At 65.9% G+C, this 16677-nt stretch carries 22 protein-coding genes; 15 read left to right on the forward strand and 7 right to left on the reverse strand.

Features of this window, described 5'->3' with window-relative positions; translation table 11 throughout:
- Positions 1 to 141: 141 nt before the first annotated feature.
- The 5 genes from KEG38_RS42510 to KEG38_RS42530 all read left to right on the forward strand — a co-directional run bounded on the left by KEG38_RS42510 (position 142) and on the right by KEG38_RS42530 (position 2918).
- Positions 142 to 465 carry a hypothetical protein gene (locus KEG38_RS42510; protein ID WP_272426435.1) on the forward strand — a complete coding sequence of 108 codons (324 nt, stop codon included), beginning with the start codon at positions 142 to 144 and terminating at the stop codon, positions 463 to 465.
- Between the two features lie 104 nt (positions 466 to 569).
- On the forward strand, positions 570 to 1394 hold the full coding sequence (locus tag KEG38_RS42515; protein ID WP_272426437.1) for a class I SAM-dependent methyltransferase: 825 nt from the start codon (positions 570 to 572) through the stop codon (positions 1392 to 1394).
- A 53-nt stretch (positions 1395 to 1447) separates the two neighbouring features.
- Positions 1448 to 1828, forward strand: coding sequence for an MmcQ/YjbR family DNA-binding protein (locus tag KEG38_RS42520; protein WP_272426439.1), 381 nt, complete (start codon positions 1448 to 1450; stop codon positions 1826 to 1828).
- Positions 1829 to 1835: 7 nt separating this feature from the next.
- The gene (locus KEG38_RS42525; protein WP_272426440.1) at positions 1836 to 2426 is read left to right on the forward strand and encodes a hypothetical protein; all 591 of its coding nucleotides are present in this window, start codon (positions 1836 to 1838) and stop codon (positions 2424 to 2426) included.
- 63 nt (positions 2427 to 2489) lie between these two features.
- The gene (locus KEG38_RS42530) at positions 2490 to 2918 is read left to right on the forward strand and encodes a hypothetical protein (RefSeq protein ID WP_272426442.1); all 429 of its coding nucleotides are present in this window, start codon (positions 2490 to 2492) and stop codon (positions 2916 to 2918) included.
- Here KEG38_RS42530 and KEG38_RS42535 read toward each other — a convergent pair.
- The gene (locus tag KEG38_RS42535; protein ID WP_272426443.1) at positions 2903 to 3409 is read right to left on the reverse strand and encodes a hypothetical protein; all 507 of its coding nucleotides are present in this window, start codon (positions 3407 to 3409) and stop codon (positions 2903 to 2905) included. The genes KEG38_RS42530 and KEG38_RS42535 overlap by 16 nt on opposite strands.
- On the reverse strand, positions 3406 to 3828 hold the full coding sequence (locus tag KEG38_RS42540; RefSeq protein ID WP_272426445.1) for a hypothetical protein: 423 nt from the start codon (positions 3826 to 3828) through the stop codon (positions 3406 to 3408). The genes KEG38_RS42535 and KEG38_RS42540 overlap by 4 nt, the downstream gene beginning before the upstream one ends.
- 288 nt (positions 3829 to 4116) lie before the next feature.
- Here KEG38_RS42540 and KEG38_RS42545 point away from each other — a divergent pair, with 288 nt between their 5' ends.
- From KEG38_RS42545 to KEG38_RS42555, 3 genes are read left to right on the forward strand one after another with little or no spacing between them, the layout of a single operon-like run.
- Positions 4117 to 4713: a DUF2271 domain-containing protein gene (locus tag KEG38_RS42545; protein WP_272426447.1), complete on the forward strand. Its 597-nt coding sequence runs from the start codon at positions 4117 to 4119 to the stop codon at positions 4711 to 4713.
- A 46-nt stretch (positions 4714 to 4759) separates the two neighbouring features.
- Entirely contained in the window at positions 4760 to 4975 is a 216-nt protein-coding gene (locus tag KEG38_RS42550; protein ID WP_272426450.1) for a DUF4266 domain-containing protein, read from the forward strand.
- A 31-nt stretch (positions 4976 to 5006) separates the two neighbouring features.
- The gene (locus KEG38_RS42555) at positions 5007 to 5729 is read left to right on the forward strand and encodes a hypothetical protein (RefSeq protein WP_272426451.1); all 723 of its coding nucleotides are present in this window, start codon (positions 5007 to 5009) and stop codon (positions 5727 to 5729) included.
- Between the two features lie 11 nt (positions 5730 to 5740).
- Here KEG38_RS42555 and KEG38_RS42560 read toward each other — a convergent pair whose 3' ends face one another.
- Both KEG38_RS42560 and KEG38_RS42565 read right to left on the reverse strand, forming a co-directional pair.
- Positions 5741 to 6955, reverse strand: coding sequence for a DUF3570 domain-containing protein (locus KEG38_RS42560; protein WP_272426452.1), 1215 nt, complete (start codon positions 6953 to 6955; stop codon positions 5741 to 5743).
- A complete protein-coding gene (locus KEG38_RS42565; protein ID WP_272426454.1) occupies positions 6955 to 7296 on the reverse strand; it encodes a hypothetical protein in 342 nt (113 codons plus the stop codon). Before KEG38_RS42565 ends, KEG38_RS42560 begins: the two co-directional genes overlap by 1 nt.
- 145 nt (positions 7297 to 7441) lie before the next feature.
- Here KEG38_RS42565 and KEG38_RS42570 point away from each other — a divergent pair, with 145 nt between their 5' ends.
- Together KEG38_RS42570 and KEG38_RS42575 are read left to right on the forward strand one after the other, a co-directional pair.
- Positions 7442 to 8059, forward strand: coding sequence for a rhomboid family intramembrane serine protease (locus tag KEG38_RS42570; RefSeq protein ID WP_272426456.1), 618 nt, complete (start codon positions 7442 to 7444; stop codon positions 8057 to 8059).
- 53 nt (positions 8060 to 8112) lie between these two features.
- Entirely contained in the window at positions 8113 to 8628 is a 516-nt protein-coding gene (locus KEG38_RS42575; RefSeq protein WP_272426457.1) for a hypothetical protein, read from the forward strand.
- Between the two features lie 3 nt (positions 8629 to 8631).
- Here the strand turns inward: KEG38_RS42575 and KEG38_RS42580 are convergent, their stop codons facing one another.
- Entirely contained in the window at positions 8632 to 8994 is a 363-nt protein-coding gene (locus KEG38_RS42580; protein ID WP_272426459.1) for a hypothetical protein, read from the reverse strand.
- Positions 8995 to 9051: 57 nt separating this feature from the next.
- Positions 9052 to 10755, reverse strand: a complete 1704-nt coding sequence (locus KEG38_RS42585) for a DNA polymerase/3'-5' exonuclease PolX (protein ID WP_272426461.1) — start codon at positions 10753 to 10755, stop codon at positions 9052 to 9054.
- A gap of 58 nt (positions 10756 to 10813) precedes the next feature.
- Here KEG38_RS42585 and KEG38_RS42590 point away from each other — a divergent pair, with 58 nt between their 5' ends.
- The 3 genes from KEG38_RS42590 (at position 10814) to KEG38_RS42600 (ending at position 13034) form a co-directional block, all read left to right on the forward strand.
- Positions 10814 to 11104, forward strand: coding sequence for a hypothetical protein (locus KEG38_RS42590; protein ID WP_272426463.1), 291 nt, complete (start codon positions 10814 to 10816; stop codon positions 11102 to 11104).
- Between the two features lie 224 nt (positions 11105 to 11328).
- Positions 11329 to 11733 carry a SpoIIAA family protein gene (locus tag KEG38_RS42595; RefSeq protein WP_272426464.1) on the forward strand — a complete coding sequence of 135 codons (405 nt, stop codon included), beginning with the start codon at positions 11329 to 11331 and terminating at the stop codon, positions 11731 to 11733.
- Between the two features lie 194 nt (positions 11734 to 11927).
- On the forward strand, positions 11928 to 13034 hold the full coding sequence (locus KEG38_RS42600) for a M35 family metalloendopeptidase (protein WP_272426466.1): 1107 nt from the start codon (positions 11928 to 11930) through the stop codon (positions 13032 to 13034).
- Between the two features lie 27 nt (positions 13035 to 13061).
- Here KEG38_RS42600 and KEG38_RS42605 read toward each other — a convergent pair whose 3' ends face one another.
- Positions 13062 to 15575, reverse strand: coding sequence for a M1 family metallopeptidase (locus KEG38_RS42605; protein WP_272426467.1), 2514 nt, complete (start codon positions 15573 to 15575; stop codon positions 13062 to 13064).
- Between the two features lie 278 nt (positions 15576 to 15853).
- On the opposite strand from KEG38_RS42605, the gene KEG38_RS42610 reads away from it, so the two are divergent.
- Together KEG38_RS42610 and KEG38_RS42615 are read left to right on the forward strand one after the other, a co-directional pair.
- On the forward strand, positions 15854 to 16189 hold the full coding sequence (locus KEG38_RS42610; protein WP_272426469.1) for an ArsR/SmtB family transcription factor: 336 nt from the start codon (positions 15854 to 15856) through the stop codon (positions 16187 to 16189).
- Positions 16189 to 16677, forward strand: a complete 489-nt coding sequence (locus tag KEG38_RS42615) for an SRPBCC family protein (protein ID WP_272426471.1) — start codon at positions 16189 to 16191, stop codon at positions 16675 to 16677. Before KEG38_RS42610 ends, KEG38_RS42615 begins: the two co-directional genes overlap by 1 nt.

The raw sequence follows: 16677 nt of genomic DNA on the forward strand, positions 1-16677 counted from the left end.
CGCTGGGAGCCCACGCCCTATCAGCACCGCGAGCAGGAGCCGCTGCTCGACCTCCTCCACGGTTCCTTCAGCTGGATGCTCATGCCGATCGCGTGAACCACTACGAACTTTGGGGATGATGTACTAGGTTTGCTCGCCGGCATGGCGCTCCGTATTGCAAACGAGCCGTCGCAGCGACTTCCGCAGCGACTCCCCATTCGCCGATTGCTCGGCTTCGTCGCCGTTCCGATGGTGACCGCGGCGCTCGCCGCGTTGCTCCTGGGATTGTCGCCGTCGAGCTTCGATCCGTGGGATCAACACGCGGTCGCGGAGATGCCCGCCGGCCCGGCGCGGGCCGCGGCGTTCGTGCGGGTGTGGCGCATCCACATCGGTTCGTACCTCGGAGGCGCCCTCGGCTTGCTGCTCGCCGTGGCCCTCGTGAGGCGGCGACGGGCGCGGCGCATCGAGGCTGGGGACGGCCGCTGATACAGCGGCGGACACTCGGCGAGCCGAGCGGTCGCTTGACCGCGGCGACCGGGCTTGATGTACTCCCCGGACCGCGATCGTGCGCACCGCAGCCCGAGGCGAGGATGGACACGAAAAAGGTTCGCCTGACGAAGGACAAGGAGACGTACCTCGCCACGCTGTACGGCAAGGCGCTCGACGCCACGGCCCCGAATACGATCCTGGGCGATCGATTCGCCGCGGACGCCGTCGCTCGAATCGACTACGATTTCGAAGAGCTGAAGCTCCCGAGTGGTGGCGCAATCACCTTGCCGCTGCGGGCGCGGCACTTCGACCAGTGGACACGCGCGTTCCTGGCAGAATACCCCAGCTCGACGGTCCTGCACCTCGGCTGCGGCCTCGACACCCGCGTGTATCGAATCGATCCGGGCCCGGAGGTACGCTGGTACGACGTCGACTTCCCCGACGTGATCGCCCTGCGTGAGAAGCTCTATCCGGAGCGCGAAGGGTATCGCCGGATTGGCACCTCCGTGACGGATCTCGCCTGGCTCGATGCGATTCCGGGAGACACGCCCGTCCTCGTCGTCGCCGAGGGCCTTTTCATGTACCTGCATGAAAAAGACGGTGCAGCAGTGCTGCAGCGGATCACCGAGCAGTTTCCGAGCGGACAGGTCGTATTCGACGGCTACAGCGCCGCGATGGTACGCCTGGTTTCCCGCCTGGCGACGGTGCGCGGCGCCAAGGTCGAGCTCGTCTGGGGGATCGACGATCCACACGACCTCGAAAAGCACGTCCCGAAGCTTCGGCTCGTCGAAAGCGTCGCGTTTCTCACGATGCCCGACCTCGTCGAACGGCTCTCGAAAAGCCGGTTCTCCAGCTTGATGCACGGGGTCATGGGCCGGCTACCGTTCTATCGGCACCTCGTCCGCCACCTGCGTTATGCCTTTTAGGCCTCGGCTGGCGATTGTTTTCTCTGAGCCATCATGATAATGGCGGACATCCGATGACGAGCGAAGCCGTATTCGAACGCATCCGCACGATCTGTCTTGCCTTGCCCGGCACGGCCGAGGTCACGAAGCACGCACGCCCCTGCTTTGCCGTACACGACAAGACGTTCGTCATGTTCATGGACAACCACCACGGCGACGGGCGCCTCGCGATCTGGTGCAAAGCGACGCCCGACGCACAATCCATGGTAATCGATTCCGATCCCTCCCGATTCTTCGTCCCGCCCTACGTGGGCCGGCAGGGCTGGATCGGCGCGCGGCTCGATCGCGACCCCGACTGGGGGGCGATCACGGCCATCGTCGAGGAAGCCCATCGACTCGCGGCGCCACGCTCGACGCGCAAGACGGCTCTCCGCAAGCGGCGTCCTCGTCTATAAAGATGCCGTGAGCAAAGTCGAACACAGCTCTCCGGCCCCTGACCCATCGAGCACGCTCGCCGCGCTCTACGCGGATGACAACCGCGAGCACGCCGCAGTCCCTCCGGTCGATACACCCGATTACCGCGCGCTTCGAGAACGCGACCACGCGCGCCGAGCCCAGGCGGAATCTGCGCTCGCCTTCTTGCGCGCGCGCGGAGCAGCCTCCGCCGAGGACTTGTTTCATGCGGCGTGGTTATTCAACCATGGAGATCATCCCGACGAGGCGCGACGTGCACACGAGCTCGCGCGTGAAGCGGCCGAGCGCGGATACAGACGGGCGCGCTGGCTCGCTGCCGCCTCCTGCGACCGCTGGTGCATGTACGAGGGTCGGCCGCAGAAATACGGGACGCAGTTCGTCCCCGATGGCGTGCGTCATCGACTCTGGGACGTCGACCCGACGACCACGGACGCGGAGCGCGCTGCGTGGGATGTGCCGCCGCTCGCCGAGCAGCTCCGTCGCGCGGAAGAAATGACGCGCACCGAGCCGCAGCCGCCGATGGCCTTCGCGCCTGCGTGGCTGAAGGCCGCGATCGAACGCTGGGGAAAATTCGGTTGAGGGGACACCGTTCTTCGCGGTATCCTGCTCTGCCGATTCTCGTTTCCTCGGAGTCCCTACGAATTGGAGCCTCCTACCCTGCGCACCCCGACGAGTCATCCCGACGTTTGGGTCGAGCAGCCGGACATTCTGCACGTCACCATGCGGGGCACCATCGACGTGGCGGAGGCGACGCCCCTCCTCGCGGCGCAACTCGCGGCCGCCGAAACATGGTCGCATGGCATCGTGTTCTGCGACGTCTCCCGGCTCGAATGGATGTCGATGGAGGCTCGCCGCGCGTTCGCTGAGACCCGCAACATCGGGCCTCGGCGGGCCATCGTGGTGATCGGGGCCAATGCGACGTTACGGACGATCGCCGATCTCCTTTTTCGCGCGGTCCGCGCGCTGCGCCCCAAGCACGCGAGCCCCACCCGCTTCGTGCGTGACCTCGACGAGGCCCGCGCTGCCGTGCCCGAGCTCCGCCGATTGCTCGGCGCTCACTCCGATCCCTGATCCTCCGCCGCCCGCGCGCACGCGTCCTTGTCCGTCGCGGCCGATAACCAGCTCGTCAGGCATCGATCCGCGTCATCACCCGGGACGATACGCGCGCCGCCCTTGTGCGCCTCCTCGCCGCGCGCTTTCCGAACCAGCGAGAGCCGCTCCGGCGCGCGGCCTCCCTCCTCGCAGACCAGGCTGAGCACCTCGGGCTCGAGGCCAATCACCGAGCGATAACTCGCATCGTATTCTGCGTCGGTCGTCTCGCCATGCCCCGGCACGTCGTCCGCGGCGAGCCGCATCCCGGAGCTCCCGTAGAGCCGCAGGTTTCGCTCGGATTTTCCATGACAATCGAGCGTCGCGCAGCGGTGCTCCAGCGCGCCGCCGACGCTCGGGTAGGTGGCGCGGCTCGGGACGAGCAATACGTCTGCCGGCTCGGCCTCGGGGGCACAAGCGACGACGAGCACGGGGAGCGCGAGTCGAGACAAAGACAGGAGCATTCGCCTCACGGACAACGGTCCTCCAGATTCGCGGCGACGGAGAGCAAAAAGACGCGGCCGGCCGAGCGTGGACCGGGCTTCGTCGTGTGGCAGACCGCGCACGAGCCTTCGCCGTTCACCGGCGACTCCATTTCCTGCCGGAACCCGTCGCGCTCGATGGTCACCCGCATCGGATATTCGGGGCTGAAATCACCCGGACGCACGAAGAAATTCCCGGCGCAATTCGTGGCCGTCACGTACGCCGTTCCGCGCGCGTCGACGAGGTGCACGAGCACGTCGGGAACCGGCTTCGTCGAATCGGCGCGCTCGTAGATCGTCCCTGCGACGGTGAGCTCGGTCGCCTCGGCGCCGTCGTGACATACGAGGCAGGGTTGCCCGGCGCGGTGCAATGGGCCGAGAGGGATTGCCGGGGACTCGGGGCCGAGCACGGCAATGGCGTCCTCCTGGAGCGGGTTCGTGCAGCCCAGACCCGCAACGCAAAAGCAAGCGCCCGCCAATCGCGCTGCGAAGGACCAGCGAAGGCCCGACCTACGTGGGGCGGAATTCTGGGTCAACGTGAACACGAACAACTTTCCTCTTGTCTCCAGGGTGCGATCTCTCTAAGCTGAAGATGAAAGTAGAAGTCAACATCAACAGGGTAGCCGGCGTCGATGGTCAGGTCAACGAGAAATGCGAATCGTCTTGCCCTCGTGTGGGCGGCACGCCTCCTCCCGTCCATGTTGTTCGCTTGTGGCCCCGCGACCCAGAGCGACCCCGCATTCTGGGTGCCTTATCGCGGAGATGGCAGCGGCGGCGCGGCGGCCGACGCGGCGAGCAGCACGGGCACGGGCGGCACGGGCGGCGCAGGGGGGAAGGGCGGCGCGGCGCCCGCGAGCAGCACACTCGAATATCGATTCACCACCGTCTCCCTCGACGGCGAGTATGCCCCGAAAAACATTGGCGCCGTGTGGATCACAGATGCGCAGGATACATTCGTGAAGACGCTCGAAGTGTGGGCGGCGAAGCGCGTGGAGCACCTCGTGCGCTGGGGCGCCGCCTCCGGCACGAATGTGGTGGATGCGGTGACCGGAGCCACGCGAAAATCGCACGCCGAGCACGTGACCACCTGGAATGGCACGGACACGGCGGGCCTCGTGGTCCCGAACGGCCCCTATCGCGTGCACGTCGAGTTCACGGAATGGAACTCGTCGGACTCGGGCGAGGATCCCGGTCCCTGGACGGCGGTCGATTTCATGAAGGGCCCCGACGCCCAGGAAATGACATTGCCGGACGAACCGGCCTTCATCGGAAGGCATCTTTCCTGGACACCCTGATGAAGGTCGATTCCTCGAACCAATCCCTTTTCGACACGAGGTCTCCATGGTCCTGCGAATCGCGCAGCTCGTATGCCTCCTCGGGCTCCTGCACGGGCTCGCCGCTTGCACGCACGTCGCGCCTTACGAGCGCGGGCACCTCGCGCATCCGACGATGTCCGTCGGCCCGATCTCCGGCCCCGGCGAATCCCACATGCAAGCGGTCCATGAAGGCGCGAGCGGCGGGGCGGCGAGCGCCGAGGGCGGCTGCGGCTGCAATTGATGCGCGTCCTTGGCTGCTCGTCGCAGCGCTCTTGTTTTTTCCGAACGAGGCGCTGGCCGCCGACACGCCCTCGAAAAAAGCTCCCTCGCTCGCCAATGGCCTCACCCTATCGCTCGTCCAGGACCTGGGGCTCCACGCGGGCAGCGACGTCTGCTCGCCCGAAAACCAGCTCTACGGCGATTACGCCTGCTTCCGGGACTCGGGCACGCAATACCACGGCACGCCGCTCGCCATGCGCGGCGGCGACGTACGCCCCGGCCTCCAGCTCTCGACGACGCGGGTCCTCCTCGGCTATGACCGCGTGGTTTTCGAGAACGTCACGCTCGGCGTGCGCCTCGGCTGGGTGCTCCAAGGGGGCGGACCGCGGCCGAGCGGCGCCGAGGCGCCGGCATTCTTGCCGTTTCACGGCGAGGTCCGCGCGGGATACACGTTCGGCGCCCGGCCCTTTGCCAGGCCGGGGTTCCGGGGCTCCCTCTTTGTTTTTGGGGGTATCGCTCAGTTCGACACGGAGTACCGGGTCTTCGTGGAAGAGGACACGACGAAGCCGCCGCCCGCGAGCCAGCTCGACAACCCTCCGTCGCAGACGCTCAGCGCCTATCGCAAATCCGGCACGGGCTTCGTTGGCCTCGGGGCCGCGGCGGCCTACGCATTCTCGCCCTCGCTCGCGCTGTCGGCTGCCTTGAAATTCACAAAGCCCTTTCCCTCGACCGGCACGCTTCTCTCGCCCGAGCTCTCGTTTTCGTACGCTTTCTGAGCTGTCGGCGTTCAATCGAACGCCGCTTGCAACGCGAGCGCCGAAAACAATGCATTGCGCCGCGTGAGATACAGCGCGTCGAGATAATGCGTGAAGACGCCATCTATCTGGAAGCTCGCGGTGAATCTCGCGCCGAGCTTCACGGACACGCCTCCGCCGCCCGTCAGCGTCCAGAGCGGCCCGAGCTCGCGATCCCCGGTCCGGACCGCGGGGATCGTGATCGCTCCGTCCTCCGCGACGGACACCACGGTCGCCCGCTGCCAAAAATCGGCGCCGGTCTGCGCGTGGAAGCGCAGGCGCGGCCATACCGTGACAAACCGCCCGATATCGATCGAATAACGCACGTCCGTCGTGCTCGCGGCCATTCCCCACGTATCCGTGTAGAGCCTCTCCTCGAGGCGCAGCGTGCCGCCCGCGCGGCGGTGCGCGAGGCGCCCGGTGAGCGCGAACCGATCTCGCACGAGAGGCAGCGCCTCCAGCGGACGCGCGTGCAGGCGAAGCGCGCTCACGAGCTCGACGCTCGCGCCCGCGGAGACCTGCTCTGCGTCCTCCGCCGCGAAGAGCGGCACATACCGATAGGGTTTGGCCTGGTTTCCTCGCTCGAACATCGCGTCGAGCTGAAGGGCGCCGATCGTCGAGCGGTTCACGACGATCGTGAGCCCGACGTTCACGTCGTGCCGCTGGAGAGTCCATCCAAACACGTCGAACGGAGTCCCCGCGCGCCCCGCCGTATCGTGCCGGAACGCATACCCGAGCAATAACCCATAGTTCTTTTGGGCGAGGTCGAGCGTCCCGTGCAGACCTGCCGAGAGCGACCGATAATCGGGCTCGCGCGAGATCGACGCATGCGCGCCCACCCCGAGATCCCCTTTCTCGTAGGCGCCTTCAAGGGATCCGGCGTGACGAACCTCCGTCCAGGGAGGCGACGCGGTGGCCACGATATCGGCCGACGCGGCGGTCACGACATCCACGAGATACCGGCCACTCAAGGACCAGCCTGCCGTTGGGCTTTTGATCGTGCCTGCAATCGTCGGGGTCACGACCTCGACATGGGTATCGTCGAGGTACACCGACGTCTCGGCGCTGGCGCTTGCATCGAGGCTCGACGTGGCCCGACGCTTCGCCGCGGCTGGTGCTTTCGGATCCTCCGCATACGAAAGGGGAAGGAGAACGATCGACGCAAGGAGAGCGCTGAGGAGCGCAATCTCACGATGCTTGAAAACCATCAATCGTCGTCGTCCTCGTCGTCTTCTTCCTCGTCGTCGTCGTCCTCGTCATCCTCGTCGTCCTCGTCCTCGTCCTCGTCCTCGTCGTCCTCGTCGTCCTCGTCCTCGTCGTCCTCGTCGTCCTCATCGTCGTCGGGCGGCGGAAATGAGCCCGATCCCGTCGAGCTGCTGGACGTGGTCGCGCCGCTGCCGCCGGCCCCACCCGCGCCGGATCCGGTATTCGTGGTCGCGTCGTCGTCGTTCGCGCCCTCGTCCACGACCTCCGCCGTTCTTCGCGTTTGATCGTGGCTATCGACCCCCGCGCAGGCAGGCACGGAGACAGCGAGGGCCCCGAGCATCACGAGGGCTCCTCCAGTGAAAAGGCCTAGATCACGTGGTTTCTCTGACACCATGCTGAGCTTCTACCGGAAGGGACATGAAGATGCAAGTGACTTTCAACAACGAGAGCCTGCCCGCGATGCGCTCGGACCGTGATATCCTACCGTCATGAACGATCTCCCGGCGCGTCTCCTCGCCTCGCCCGTTCCTGTCTTGCTGATTGCTTCCGTGGCGATTGTGAGCCTGCTCGGGTGGGTCTCCGAGTCGGTGCGGCGAGCGCTGATCCTGGTTCCCTACCAGGTGCGCAAAAACGGGCACATCCATCGCCTGCTCACCGCGGGATGGGTCCACGCCGATTTCTCGCATCTGGCGTTCAACATGTTCTCGCTCTACTTTTTCACGGAGCAAACCATTCGCGTGCTCGGCGTGACGCGTTACCTCGTGCTGTACGTGACCGCGGTGATCGTCGGGTTCATCCCCACAACCCTGCGCTACATGCGAAAACCGAATTACAGCTCGCTCGGGGCCTCCGGCGCGGTGGCCGCCGTCATGTTCAGCGCCGTCCTCCTGGTCCCCAAGCTCAAGCTCCAGCTCATGTTCCTGCCGATTCCGGTGCCGGGCATCGTGTTCGCCGTGGCCTACCTCGCCTACAGCGCCTGGCACTCGTATACGGCCGGAGACGATATCAACCACGACGCCCATTTCTCGGGCGCGGTCTACGGAGCCCTGCTCACGTACCTCTTCGAGCCGGGGCGCGTCGAGCGCACGCTGAAGAGCTTCTTTTGAGTGCCAAACTTCCCTCTTGTATCGTCCGCGCCGCGGTGGAATGCTCGCGGGCCATGGGGACCCTTTCCCGCCTCGTTCGTCTCGGAACTTGCCTCGTGCTCGGCCTTTTGGTCTCGGCCTGCGCGATCGACGATTACACGCCCCCGACCCCGCCGGGCCAGCACGCGGGGGACGCTTGCACGTCGCTCACCGAGATCGCACAGGGCGAATCCTTGTCCCTCTTCGACGACACGAGCCGGGGGACGGACCTGACGACGGCGAGCCCGATGTTCAGCGAGTGCATGGCCGGCGAGAGAATCGGCAAGGAGCTCGTCTTTCCCGTCCGGCCCTCGTCGCCGGGCACGCTCGTCGCGACGCTCCATCCCCAGTACGCGCACCACTGGCTGCACACGTGGACTGCGTGCCCCGGCAGCGCAGGCGACGTGCTCGATTGCTCGCTCGGATCGATGGTCGAGGACAACGACGTCAATCAGATCGACGACGTCCAGGCAGGCGCGACCTATTACGTCGTCGTCGACGGATGGATGGACGAGGCGGGCGAGTTCGAGCTCATGCTCGAGCTCAAGTGAGGGCTACTCGACGACCGCCTGCATGAATCCCTTCATGAAAGCGCGGTATTCGCGCGTCGGGATCATGTCCATCATGCGGGGCACGCGGGCCTTCAACCATTGCAGGATCGCCAGGGTGTCGCGCTTCATGATGAGCACGACGAGCTCACCGAGCACGTCTTCTCCGAGCTCGTTTCCCACGATGGAGAAGATTTGCCGGCCGAGCTCGTGGCCGCAATCGGCGAAGCTCTTCTCGCCCGAGCGCGCCTCGTACACGAGGACGCGGAAAAACAGCGGGCACGCGTTGGAGGCGGGGGCGCGTCCCGGAAGCGTCCGCGGGCGGGCGGGGCTCGGGGGGCGGCTGTCGTTCTTCGCTTTCGGGGTCATGCCGATACGCGCGTGCGAGGATCGTACCCGGAGCACCTGCAACTTCGGCGCCCACCCTCAATGGCTGGGCCTGACCGCCGTCGCGAAACCTTCGGGGCCGAGCGCATTGAGCACCTCGCCCTTGCGGAGCCCGCCTCGCCGCGCCACACCCACACCAAAACGCAGGGACGAAAGGCCTTTCGTCGAATGCGCGTCCGTCGAGATGACGAAACGGATCCCCCGCTTCCGCGCCTCCTTCAGCCAGCGCGGCTCCATGTCGAGCCGGTACGGGTCCCCGTTGACCTCGATCGCGGCTCGCGACGAGGCGATCACGTCGAGCACCTCCTCGACCCGGCACGCGAAGGGCTCGCGCCGCAAGAGCAGGCGGCCGAGCGGGTGGCCCCATATCTTGAAGATCGGCTGCCGCATCGCGTCCACGAGCCTTTGCGTCATGGCCGCCTCGTCCATCTTCATGCGTGAATGGACGCTGGCGATCACCACGTCGAGCTGCTCCAGGATGGCGTCGGGGTAATCGAGCGCGCCCGTCGCGAGAATGTCCGACTCCGTCCCGCGCAGAAGCTTGATCTTCACCCGCTCCTGCACGCGCGCGATCTCGTCCCACTGCGACTTGAGGCGATCGAGCTCCACGCCCCTCGCGTAATGCGCCGTCGGCGAATGATCCGTGATCGTGAGGTATTTCATCCCCATCGCTTCGGCCGCGCGCGCCATGTCCTCGATGGTATCGTTGCCGTCCGAAAAGACGGTGTGGCAATGCACCATGCCCTGGATGTCGGCCTGCGTGACGAGGTCGGCGAAATCGTCGTGCCGTGCCGCCTCGATTTCTCCGTCTCCCTCGCGTAGCTCGGGCGGCACGGGATTCAGGCCGAGCGCCCGGTAAATCTGGTCCTCGCTCTCGATGCTCACGAGCGCGCGCACGTCTTCGAGGCCGTGCTCGGTGGCCGTTTTGCCGAGCTCGGCGAGGTGCGCCGGCGCGCCGGTCAGCGTCAAGAGCGCGGCGGCGTAATGGGCGGGCGGCGCCACGTGCACCGACGCGCGGACGTCTCCCGCGAGAAACAGCTCGACCCGCTCTGCGTCTCGGCTGCGCACCCTCGTCACCCGCGGAAATCGCTCGGCGTGATCGAGCACCGCATGGGCCTCGTCGCTCGCCGCGACGAGCTGCACCTCGGAGACCGTCTCGCAAAAACGACGCACCTCGCCCGCGAGATCCGCTCGCTGCACCGCGGGAAAGGCGCGGAGGTGGTCGAGCAGCGGCTCCGCCACGGCGAGCGCGTCGACGAGCAGCACCTGCTCCACGCGGGTCTCGCGCTGCGCGATGGCCTCGAGCAGGCTCTGCTGCGTCTTCGGGCCGAATCCTTTCACCGAGCGGACGCGGCCTGCGAGGCAGGCCTGCCGCAGGTCCTCCACGCTCGTGATCCCCAGCGCGTCGTGGAGCACCTGGATTTTCTTCGGGCTGAGCCCTGGAATCTCGCAAAGCTCGAGCACGCCGGGCGGCAGCTCCGCGCGGACCTGCGTGAGCAGCTCTGATTGCCCCGTACGGACGATCTCGGTGATGACGGAAGCGAGCGACGCGCCAATGCCGGGCACCTGCGTCAGGCGCGCCTCCTCGACCAGCCGGCCGAGGTCCTCGGAAAGCGCCTCGACCGCGGAGGCGCCATTCTCGTAGGCCTGCACCTTGAACGAGCTCTCCCCTTTGCATCGGAGCAGGGCCCCGATCTCACGAAGCGCTCGGGCGACATCGAGCTTGTCCACCATCGTGCTCATCTCTCCAGTCAAGACCAAAGGGCACAGGACCGACGCCCTGTCAAGCATGGGACGATCAATGTCCGACCTCGCGTTCTTTTCCGTGGACGCTGGCGCCCCCGAGCGCGATCCTTTCTTCGAGGAGGTCCCCTTGCCACATGCGCTCTTGCAGGCGAAGCCTCACCCACTCGCCGTCATCGTGGTGACTGTGACGTGTTTGCTCGGCACGTACGCGCTCCTTTCTCGCTCGCCCGTCCTCGTGCATCCGTCGACGCTCGAAATGGCACCCGCGCGCGATTCCGACGAGATGCCCACCCCGCCCCGCCGTCCGGCCGCGCATGATACCGCAGCGCCTGGGCGACGATATTGAATGATCGCGGGCTGAGTTTTTCTTTCTAAAACATTCACGAACGTACCTGACTGCGCTCGTGCCCAGCGGGCCGAGCGCAAGCAAGGCACATCCGTCTTCTCGCTGACGCGCCGCTTCGAGGTAATACGGCTCGCCCGGACGAGCACGTGTAGCGCGCCGTTTTTGCTTGGTTTCACCTATCGGTTTCGGCACGATCTCCGCTCGAACGTGTCGCGAGACCCCCGATGAGGGAGAAGCATACGGTATTTTTCGAGCCGCCAGATACGGCCGTGTGGAGGTTCGCCGGGGACATCAGTGAGGCGGAGATGCGCGAGCTGACGTCGCTGGAGAAGTCCTTCATCGCGGGCCGTCCTTATCTGCTGAAGCTCGTGGATCTCTCGCGCATCGGGTCCGTCAGCGCGGGCGCACGCAAGGCGGGGGCGGAGAAGGTGCACGACGTCCCCGTGCTCGGCGTGGCCGTCTTCGGGGCGCACTTCGCGATCCGCGTCCTCGCGGACCTCGTCGTGCGCGCCGGCAGCTTCATCCGTCGAATCGACACGGTGCCCACCCGTTATTTCGCGACCGAAGCCGAGGCCCGCGCCTGGCTCGCGGAGCGACGCGCCGTCATCGCGACCGAAAAACAAAGCTGACCTTCGCAATCGCGGGAGCTCGCCCATTTCGGTCACTCGAGTGACCACCCGTCGGCATCCCCACGGCTTATTTTCCTGCCTTTGGCGATTTCCAATTTCATTTCGAAAACGCAAATGATAGGGTGGATGGTCAGTGAGGAGTCTCCCTGTCGGGCTGTCACCGCCGGTCGCTCCTCCTGTCCAGGGGTCCAACGATGAGCAAGAAGCTTCCTTTCAAGTGGCTGGCTTTGGGTGCTGCGAGCGCGATGCTGCTCGGCGCGTGCGTTGTCCAGGACGAGGAGGATGGGGTCGGCAGCGAGGTCGTGGTCGACGACGGAATGGATCCTGCCGCGGGTGACATCGCGGTCGAGCTTTCCGTCGACAAGGCATCCGTGAGCCAGACCGAGAGTGTGACGGTCACGGTGAAGCTCACCAACACCACGAAACGCTCGATCCACCTGCCTGCGTGGTATGCGCCGGGCGAGGAACTCGAAGAGGATCTCTTCCTCGTGATGCGGGGCGGACAGCCGGTGGAGTTCACCGGCCCGCATTACAAGCGCCCGGCGATGTCGGACGAGGATTATGTCGTGCTCGGCCCGGGCAAGAGCGTGACGCGCACGGCCACGCTCTCGGGCTTCTACGATCTGACGCAGTCGGCCACGTACACGATCCGGTACGCGGCCGACATGCTGACGTCCGTGACGAAGCAGGCGGTCTCGCTCGATTCCAACGAGGTGAGCTTGTGGATCGAGGGCCGCGCGAACGCGCCGTCGCCCCAGTTCATCAGCGCCCCGGGCCCGCAGAACTTCGGGAGCGTCGGGTTCAGCAAGTGCTCTGCGGACCAGCAAACCACGGTCACACAGGCGCTCGGCGCGGCGAGCACCATGGCCGACGGCGCGGTCCTCTACCTCGGCGGCACGCCCGCCGCGAATCCGCGGTACACCACGTGGTTCGGCGCGTTCTCGACGAACGGCTGGAACACCGCGAAGAGCCAGTTCGTGGCCATCAAGGACGCGGTCGATTCGAAGCCCTTGAACTTCGATTGCGGCTGCAAGAAGAAATATTACGCGTACGTGTATCCGAACCAGCCGTACAACGTGTATCTCTGCAGCGTCTTCTGGAGCGCGCCGCTGTCCGGCACGGACTCGAAGGGCGGCACGATCATCCACGAGCTCTCGCACTTCGACGCCGTCGCCGGCACGGACGACTGGGTGTACGGCCAGTCCGGCGCGAAGTCGCTCGCAATCTCGGACCCGGCAAAGGCGCTGAACAACGCCGATAGCCACGAATACTTCGCCGAGAACACCCCCGCCCTCCAGTGATCGAGCGGCGCTCGCGCCCTTCCCGCATCAGGGGCAGAGGGAGGGGTCCGCGAGCCGTGCAGCGGCGTTCGGAGCGAGCGGGGCGTCCTTCACGCCCTCGGCGAACGCATCCCAGGCCATCGCATCACCCGCCGTCAGCTTGACCGCCGCGCACACGGCTCGCAAATGTGCCACCCGCGTCCACGGCGAGTGAAGCAGCACGTCGAGGCCAGCCAATGCGTCTGCATTCTCGGCCGCCGTGGGTCCCATCGTCGTGACGACCGCGCGGATGGCTTGTTGGAGCACATCGGTGTCCTCGGTCGTGCTCAGCATCTCGACGAAGAATGCCCGCCACGTGGGGATGTCCGCAGGCTCGAGCCCGCTCAGATACGACCTGAGCTCGATGGTCGCGAGCCAGCGCGCCCGGGCCATGTTCGCTTGTTTTGCGACGCGTCCCCACGTCGACATCGCGAGCGGCGCCGGGATGTCGAACGCGGTCAGGAAGCTCAGCCGGAGATAATCGACTTCGCCGGATGCGAGCCCTGTCTCTAGGCTCGTCCAGTCGTCCGCGAAGGCGGTCACCGGATCGAACATGCTGCACGCGCCATAGCCCTGGACCTGGATCAAATCGAGCACGAACGGCGGCGGCGGGACCGGGAGCGTCTGGTTCAGCGCGGCCGCCCAGGCCTCCGCGGTCGCCGGGTCGAGGCTCGGGTCGCTGGCCACCGAACAAGCGGTGCTCAGGGCATTGGCCTGGGTCCACTCCGAATCGAGCCCTGCGATGAACGCCCCGAGCCCCTCTGGCGTGGCACCGGGCAACGATGCCGACGTGAAAATCACTTCATCCTGGGCTGCCGATCCAATTTCAAGAAAGCGGGCCTCCGCTGCCGGACTCGTGGGCACGAGGAGGGGCAGAACGGTCGAGTAGTATGCATTCATGGATTCCTCGTCCACCAGGAACGAATCCCAGGTGAGGTGGTGGTCTTTCGGATCCAGCACGAGGAACTCGCCGCTCTTCGGTGCCACCTCGAAAGCCTCTCCGATCGGGAGCGTCTCCGTCCGCATCGAGCCGTCTTCCGCAACCCAGCCGATATCGAACGGAACGAGCAGCGCCCCGTCGGGGTCGTGCAGCGTCACGGTGGCACCTCCCGAGGGCAAAGGGGCCATCGTCAGCGTGGGAAGCCCCTTGGCATCGATCGCGTGTTTTACTCGCGCCATGACCTCCGGACCGAACGCCTCCGCGAATACCTCGAGGACGTCATCCGTCCCGATCGCCCCAAAGCGATGCTTTTCGAGGATGTTGCGCCACGTCGCCCAGAAGGCCTCCTCGCCCACGAGGCTTCGTATTTGCGTCAAGAGCCACGCCGCGCGGGTGTAGGGCCCCGTGTTGTATTTTTCCGCGATCTTCAGCGACGTGTCGCGGATGGCTTCGCCTTCCGTCGCGAAGAACTCGTTGCCGTTCAGCGTGAACGGGCCGTCCTTGTCCAGGTGCGCGCGAAGCCCCTCCGGCTCGAGGAGCGTCGCCATTCCTTCCTTGATCCAGAGGTCGTCCCAGCTCTCGAGCGTCACGAGATCCCCGACCCACTGGTGCGCGAGCTCGTGCGCCGTCAGCGAGAGCTCGGCGGCGAGCGGCTCCGTGCCCGCGCCTTCGTAATGGAACGAAATGCTGGCGTTCTCGATGCCGGTGGCCGGCAAGGCCGGCAGGTGCACCACCGCGTACTTCTCGAATGGATAGGGACCGAGCAACCCCTCGAAATGGTCGAGCATGCCCACCATCTCCCCGAGCACCGCCTCGTAATGCCCCTGAAGCCCGCGCCGGTGCCAGATCGAGACGGGCAGGTCGCCCTTCATCGTGCTCTCCACCTCGAAATCGCTGATCGCGAAGGCCATCAGGTAGGTGGGCAGCGTGTACGTGGTCTCGTACTTCATTCGGTGCGTTCCGTCTCCTTCCGATTCGTCGGAGACGAGGTCGCCGTTGGCGATCATCTTCTCCGCGCCGTCCATGCGCATGGAGATGGAGAAGACCGCTCGGTCCGACGGTGTGTCATGACAAGGCATCCAGCGCCTCGCGAAGGCCGGCTCCGACATCGTGAAGACCGCGCGCACGTTCAAGGGGTCCCCCTTGCGATCCTCGCTCACGGGGACCAAGGAGTCGCTCGGCGCGGCCTCGTAATCGACTTGGAGAGTAATGTCCGCACCCGTTCCGAGACCGGGTACCGCGGACACATCCACCTGGAGCTGCTCCGCGCTCGCATTCGCCGAGAAAGGCAGGGCTCCACCGCCCGCGAGCCGCACGGCTTTCACCTCGGCCACGGCGCTGTCGAGCGAAATCGTCCTCGTCCCCTCGGGCAAGGGTGAGAGGGTGATATCGACCGTCGCGGCGAGGCGGCCGCGAACCCAGTCGTAATCACCCTTCAACTCGTAACGCTGGACATCGACCTCGGCAGTCTCGGGGCCGGGCGGTTCTGGCGCTGTCGAGCATCCGGCTGCGAGCGACGACGAAAGGAGGAAACACGACGTCCAGCGCAAGCCGGAATGCGAGGGCCATCTTGTGAAGCTCATTGATTCTCCTCGAAGGGGCAAGGAACGACGCCACCCCGGGCGCCGATGTACGACCGGTCGGGGCGCTGCTCGTCACGCGCGCGCCCGATTGCAGAGAGCGTGCCAGGACCTGGTTTGGAGCTATCGCGCAGGAGCGAAGCGGGGCTGCGCGCGGCCGGTTCGTGCAAGCTTGCCCGAACTGAGAACCCTGCTTGCGCGATCTGCGCAAGGCAGGGGGTCCCTGAAGAGGTGCGCACGATCTGCTTGCACTCTCCGCCAGAACGGGTACAGTGAACCACATGGTTCAGTGTTCGGCGCAACTCGACGCGACGTTCGGAGCCCTGTCGGACGCGACCCGCCGGGGGATCCTCGAGCGGCTCGGGCGTGGCGATGCGTCCATCAGCGAGCTGGCCGGTGTCTTCGACATGACCCTGACCGGCATGAAAAAGCACGTGCACGTGCTCGAAGACGCCAAGCTGGTGACGACGGAGAAGCGCGGGCGCGTGAGGACCTGTCGGCTCGGCCCGCGCCGATTGGAGGACGAGGCTGCCTGGATTGCCTCCTACCGCCAGATGCTGGAAGCGCGGCTCGATCGGCTCGGAGAGTTTTTGGAGCGCACGAAGGAGACGAAATGATGAGCACCTCGCAAGTACGGCCCCATCCGCTTTCCGTCACGACCCCGAGCGACCGCGAGGTCCGCACGGAGCGCGTCTTCAACGCCCCGAGGGAGCGGGTTTGGCAGGCGATGACCGATCCGAAGCTCGTCGCGCAATGGTGGGGACGCGGCAATCGGCTCGTCATCGAGCGCTTGGAGGTCGAGCGTGGAGGGCATTGGCGCTTCGTCGAGCATACGCCCGACGGCGTCCACGGGTTCGAAGGGCGATTTCGCGAAGTATCCCCGCCGGAGCGACTCGTGCAGACCTTCGAATGGGACGGGATGCCGGGCTACGTGGTGATCGAAACCATGACGCTCGAGGATCTCGGCGACGGCCGAACCAGGCTCGTGACGACGTCGCTGTTCCACACGACCGAGGAGCGTGACGGAATGCTCTCCTCCGGCATGACGACGGGCCTCGAGGAAAGTTATCGCGCGCTGGACGCGCTGCTCGCATCCGGGGCCTGA

This window comes from Polyangium jinanense (genome assembly GCF_028435265.1).
Lineage (GTDB): Bacteria > Myxococcota_A > Polyangia > Polyangiales > Polyangiaceae > Polyangium > Polyangium jinanense.

Bases quoted from the DNA above. Each gene is read 5' to 3' on its own strand.
- KEG38_RS42585 (WP_272426461.1), bottom strand. From the start codon at position 10,755: ATGAGCACGATGGTGGACAAGCTCGATGTCGCCCGAGCGCTTCGTGAG.
- KEG38_RS42560 (WP_272426452.1), bottom strand. From the start codon at position 6,955: ATGGTTTTCAAGCATCGTGAGATTGCGCTCCTCAGCGCTCTCCTTGCG.
- KEG38_RS42520 (WP_272426439.1), top strand. From the start codon at position 1,448: ATGACGAGCGAAGCCGTATTCGAACGCATCCGCACGATCTGTCTTGCC.
- KEG38_RS42510 (WP_272426435.1), top strand. From the start codon at position 142: ATGGCGCTCCGTATTGCAAACGAGCCGTCGCAGCGACTTCCGCAGCGA.
- KEG38_RS42550 (WP_272426450.1), top strand. From the start codon at position 4,760: ATGGTCCTGCGAATCGCGCAGCTCGTATGCCTCCTCGGGCTCCTGCAC.
- KEG38_RS42590 (WP_272426463.1), top strand. From the start codon at position 10,814: ATGTCCGACCTCGCGTTCTTTTCCGTGGACGCTGGCGCCCCCGAGCGC.
- KEG38_RS42545 (WP_272426447.1), top strand. From the start codon at position 4,117: ATGTTGTTCGCTTGTGGCCCCGCGACCCAGAGCGACCCCGCATTCTGG.
- KEG38_RS42570 (WP_272426456.1), top strand. From the start codon at position 7,442: ATGAACGATCTCCCGGCGCGTCTCCTCGCCTCGCCCGTTCCTGTCTTG.
- KEG38_RS42595 (WP_272426464.1), top strand. From the start codon at position 11,329: ATGAGGGAGAAGCATACGGTATTTTTCGAGCCGCCAGATACGGCCGTG.
- KEG38_RS42580 (WP_272426459.1), bottom strand. From the start codon at position 8,994: ATGACCCCGAAAGCGAAGAACGACAGCCGCCCCCCGAGCCCCGCCCGC.
- KEG38_RS42615 (WP_272426471.1), top strand. From the start codon at position 16,189: ATGAGCACCTCGCAAGTACGGCCCCATCCGCTTTCCGTCACGACCCCG.
- KEG38_RS42610 (WP_272426469.1), top strand. From the start codon at position 15,854: ATGGTTCAGTGTTCGGCGCAACTCGACGCGACGTTCGGAGCCCTGTCG.
- KEG38_RS42605 (WP_272426467.1), bottom strand. From the start codon at position 15,575: ATGAGCTTCACAAGATGGCCCTCGCATTCCGGCTTGCGCTGGACGTCG.
- KEG38_RS42515 (WP_272426437.1), top strand. From the start codon at position 570: ATGGACACGAAAAAGGTTCGCCTGACGAAGGACAAGGAGACGTACCTC.
- KEG38_RS42600 (WP_272426466.1), top strand. From the start codon at position 11,928: ATGAGCAAGAAGCTTCCTTTCAAGTGGCTGGCTTTGGGTGCTGCGAGC.
- KEG38_RS42575 (WP_272426457.1), top strand. From the start codon at position 8,113: ATGGGGACCCTTTCCCGCCTCGTTCGTCTCGGAACTTGCCTCGTGCTC.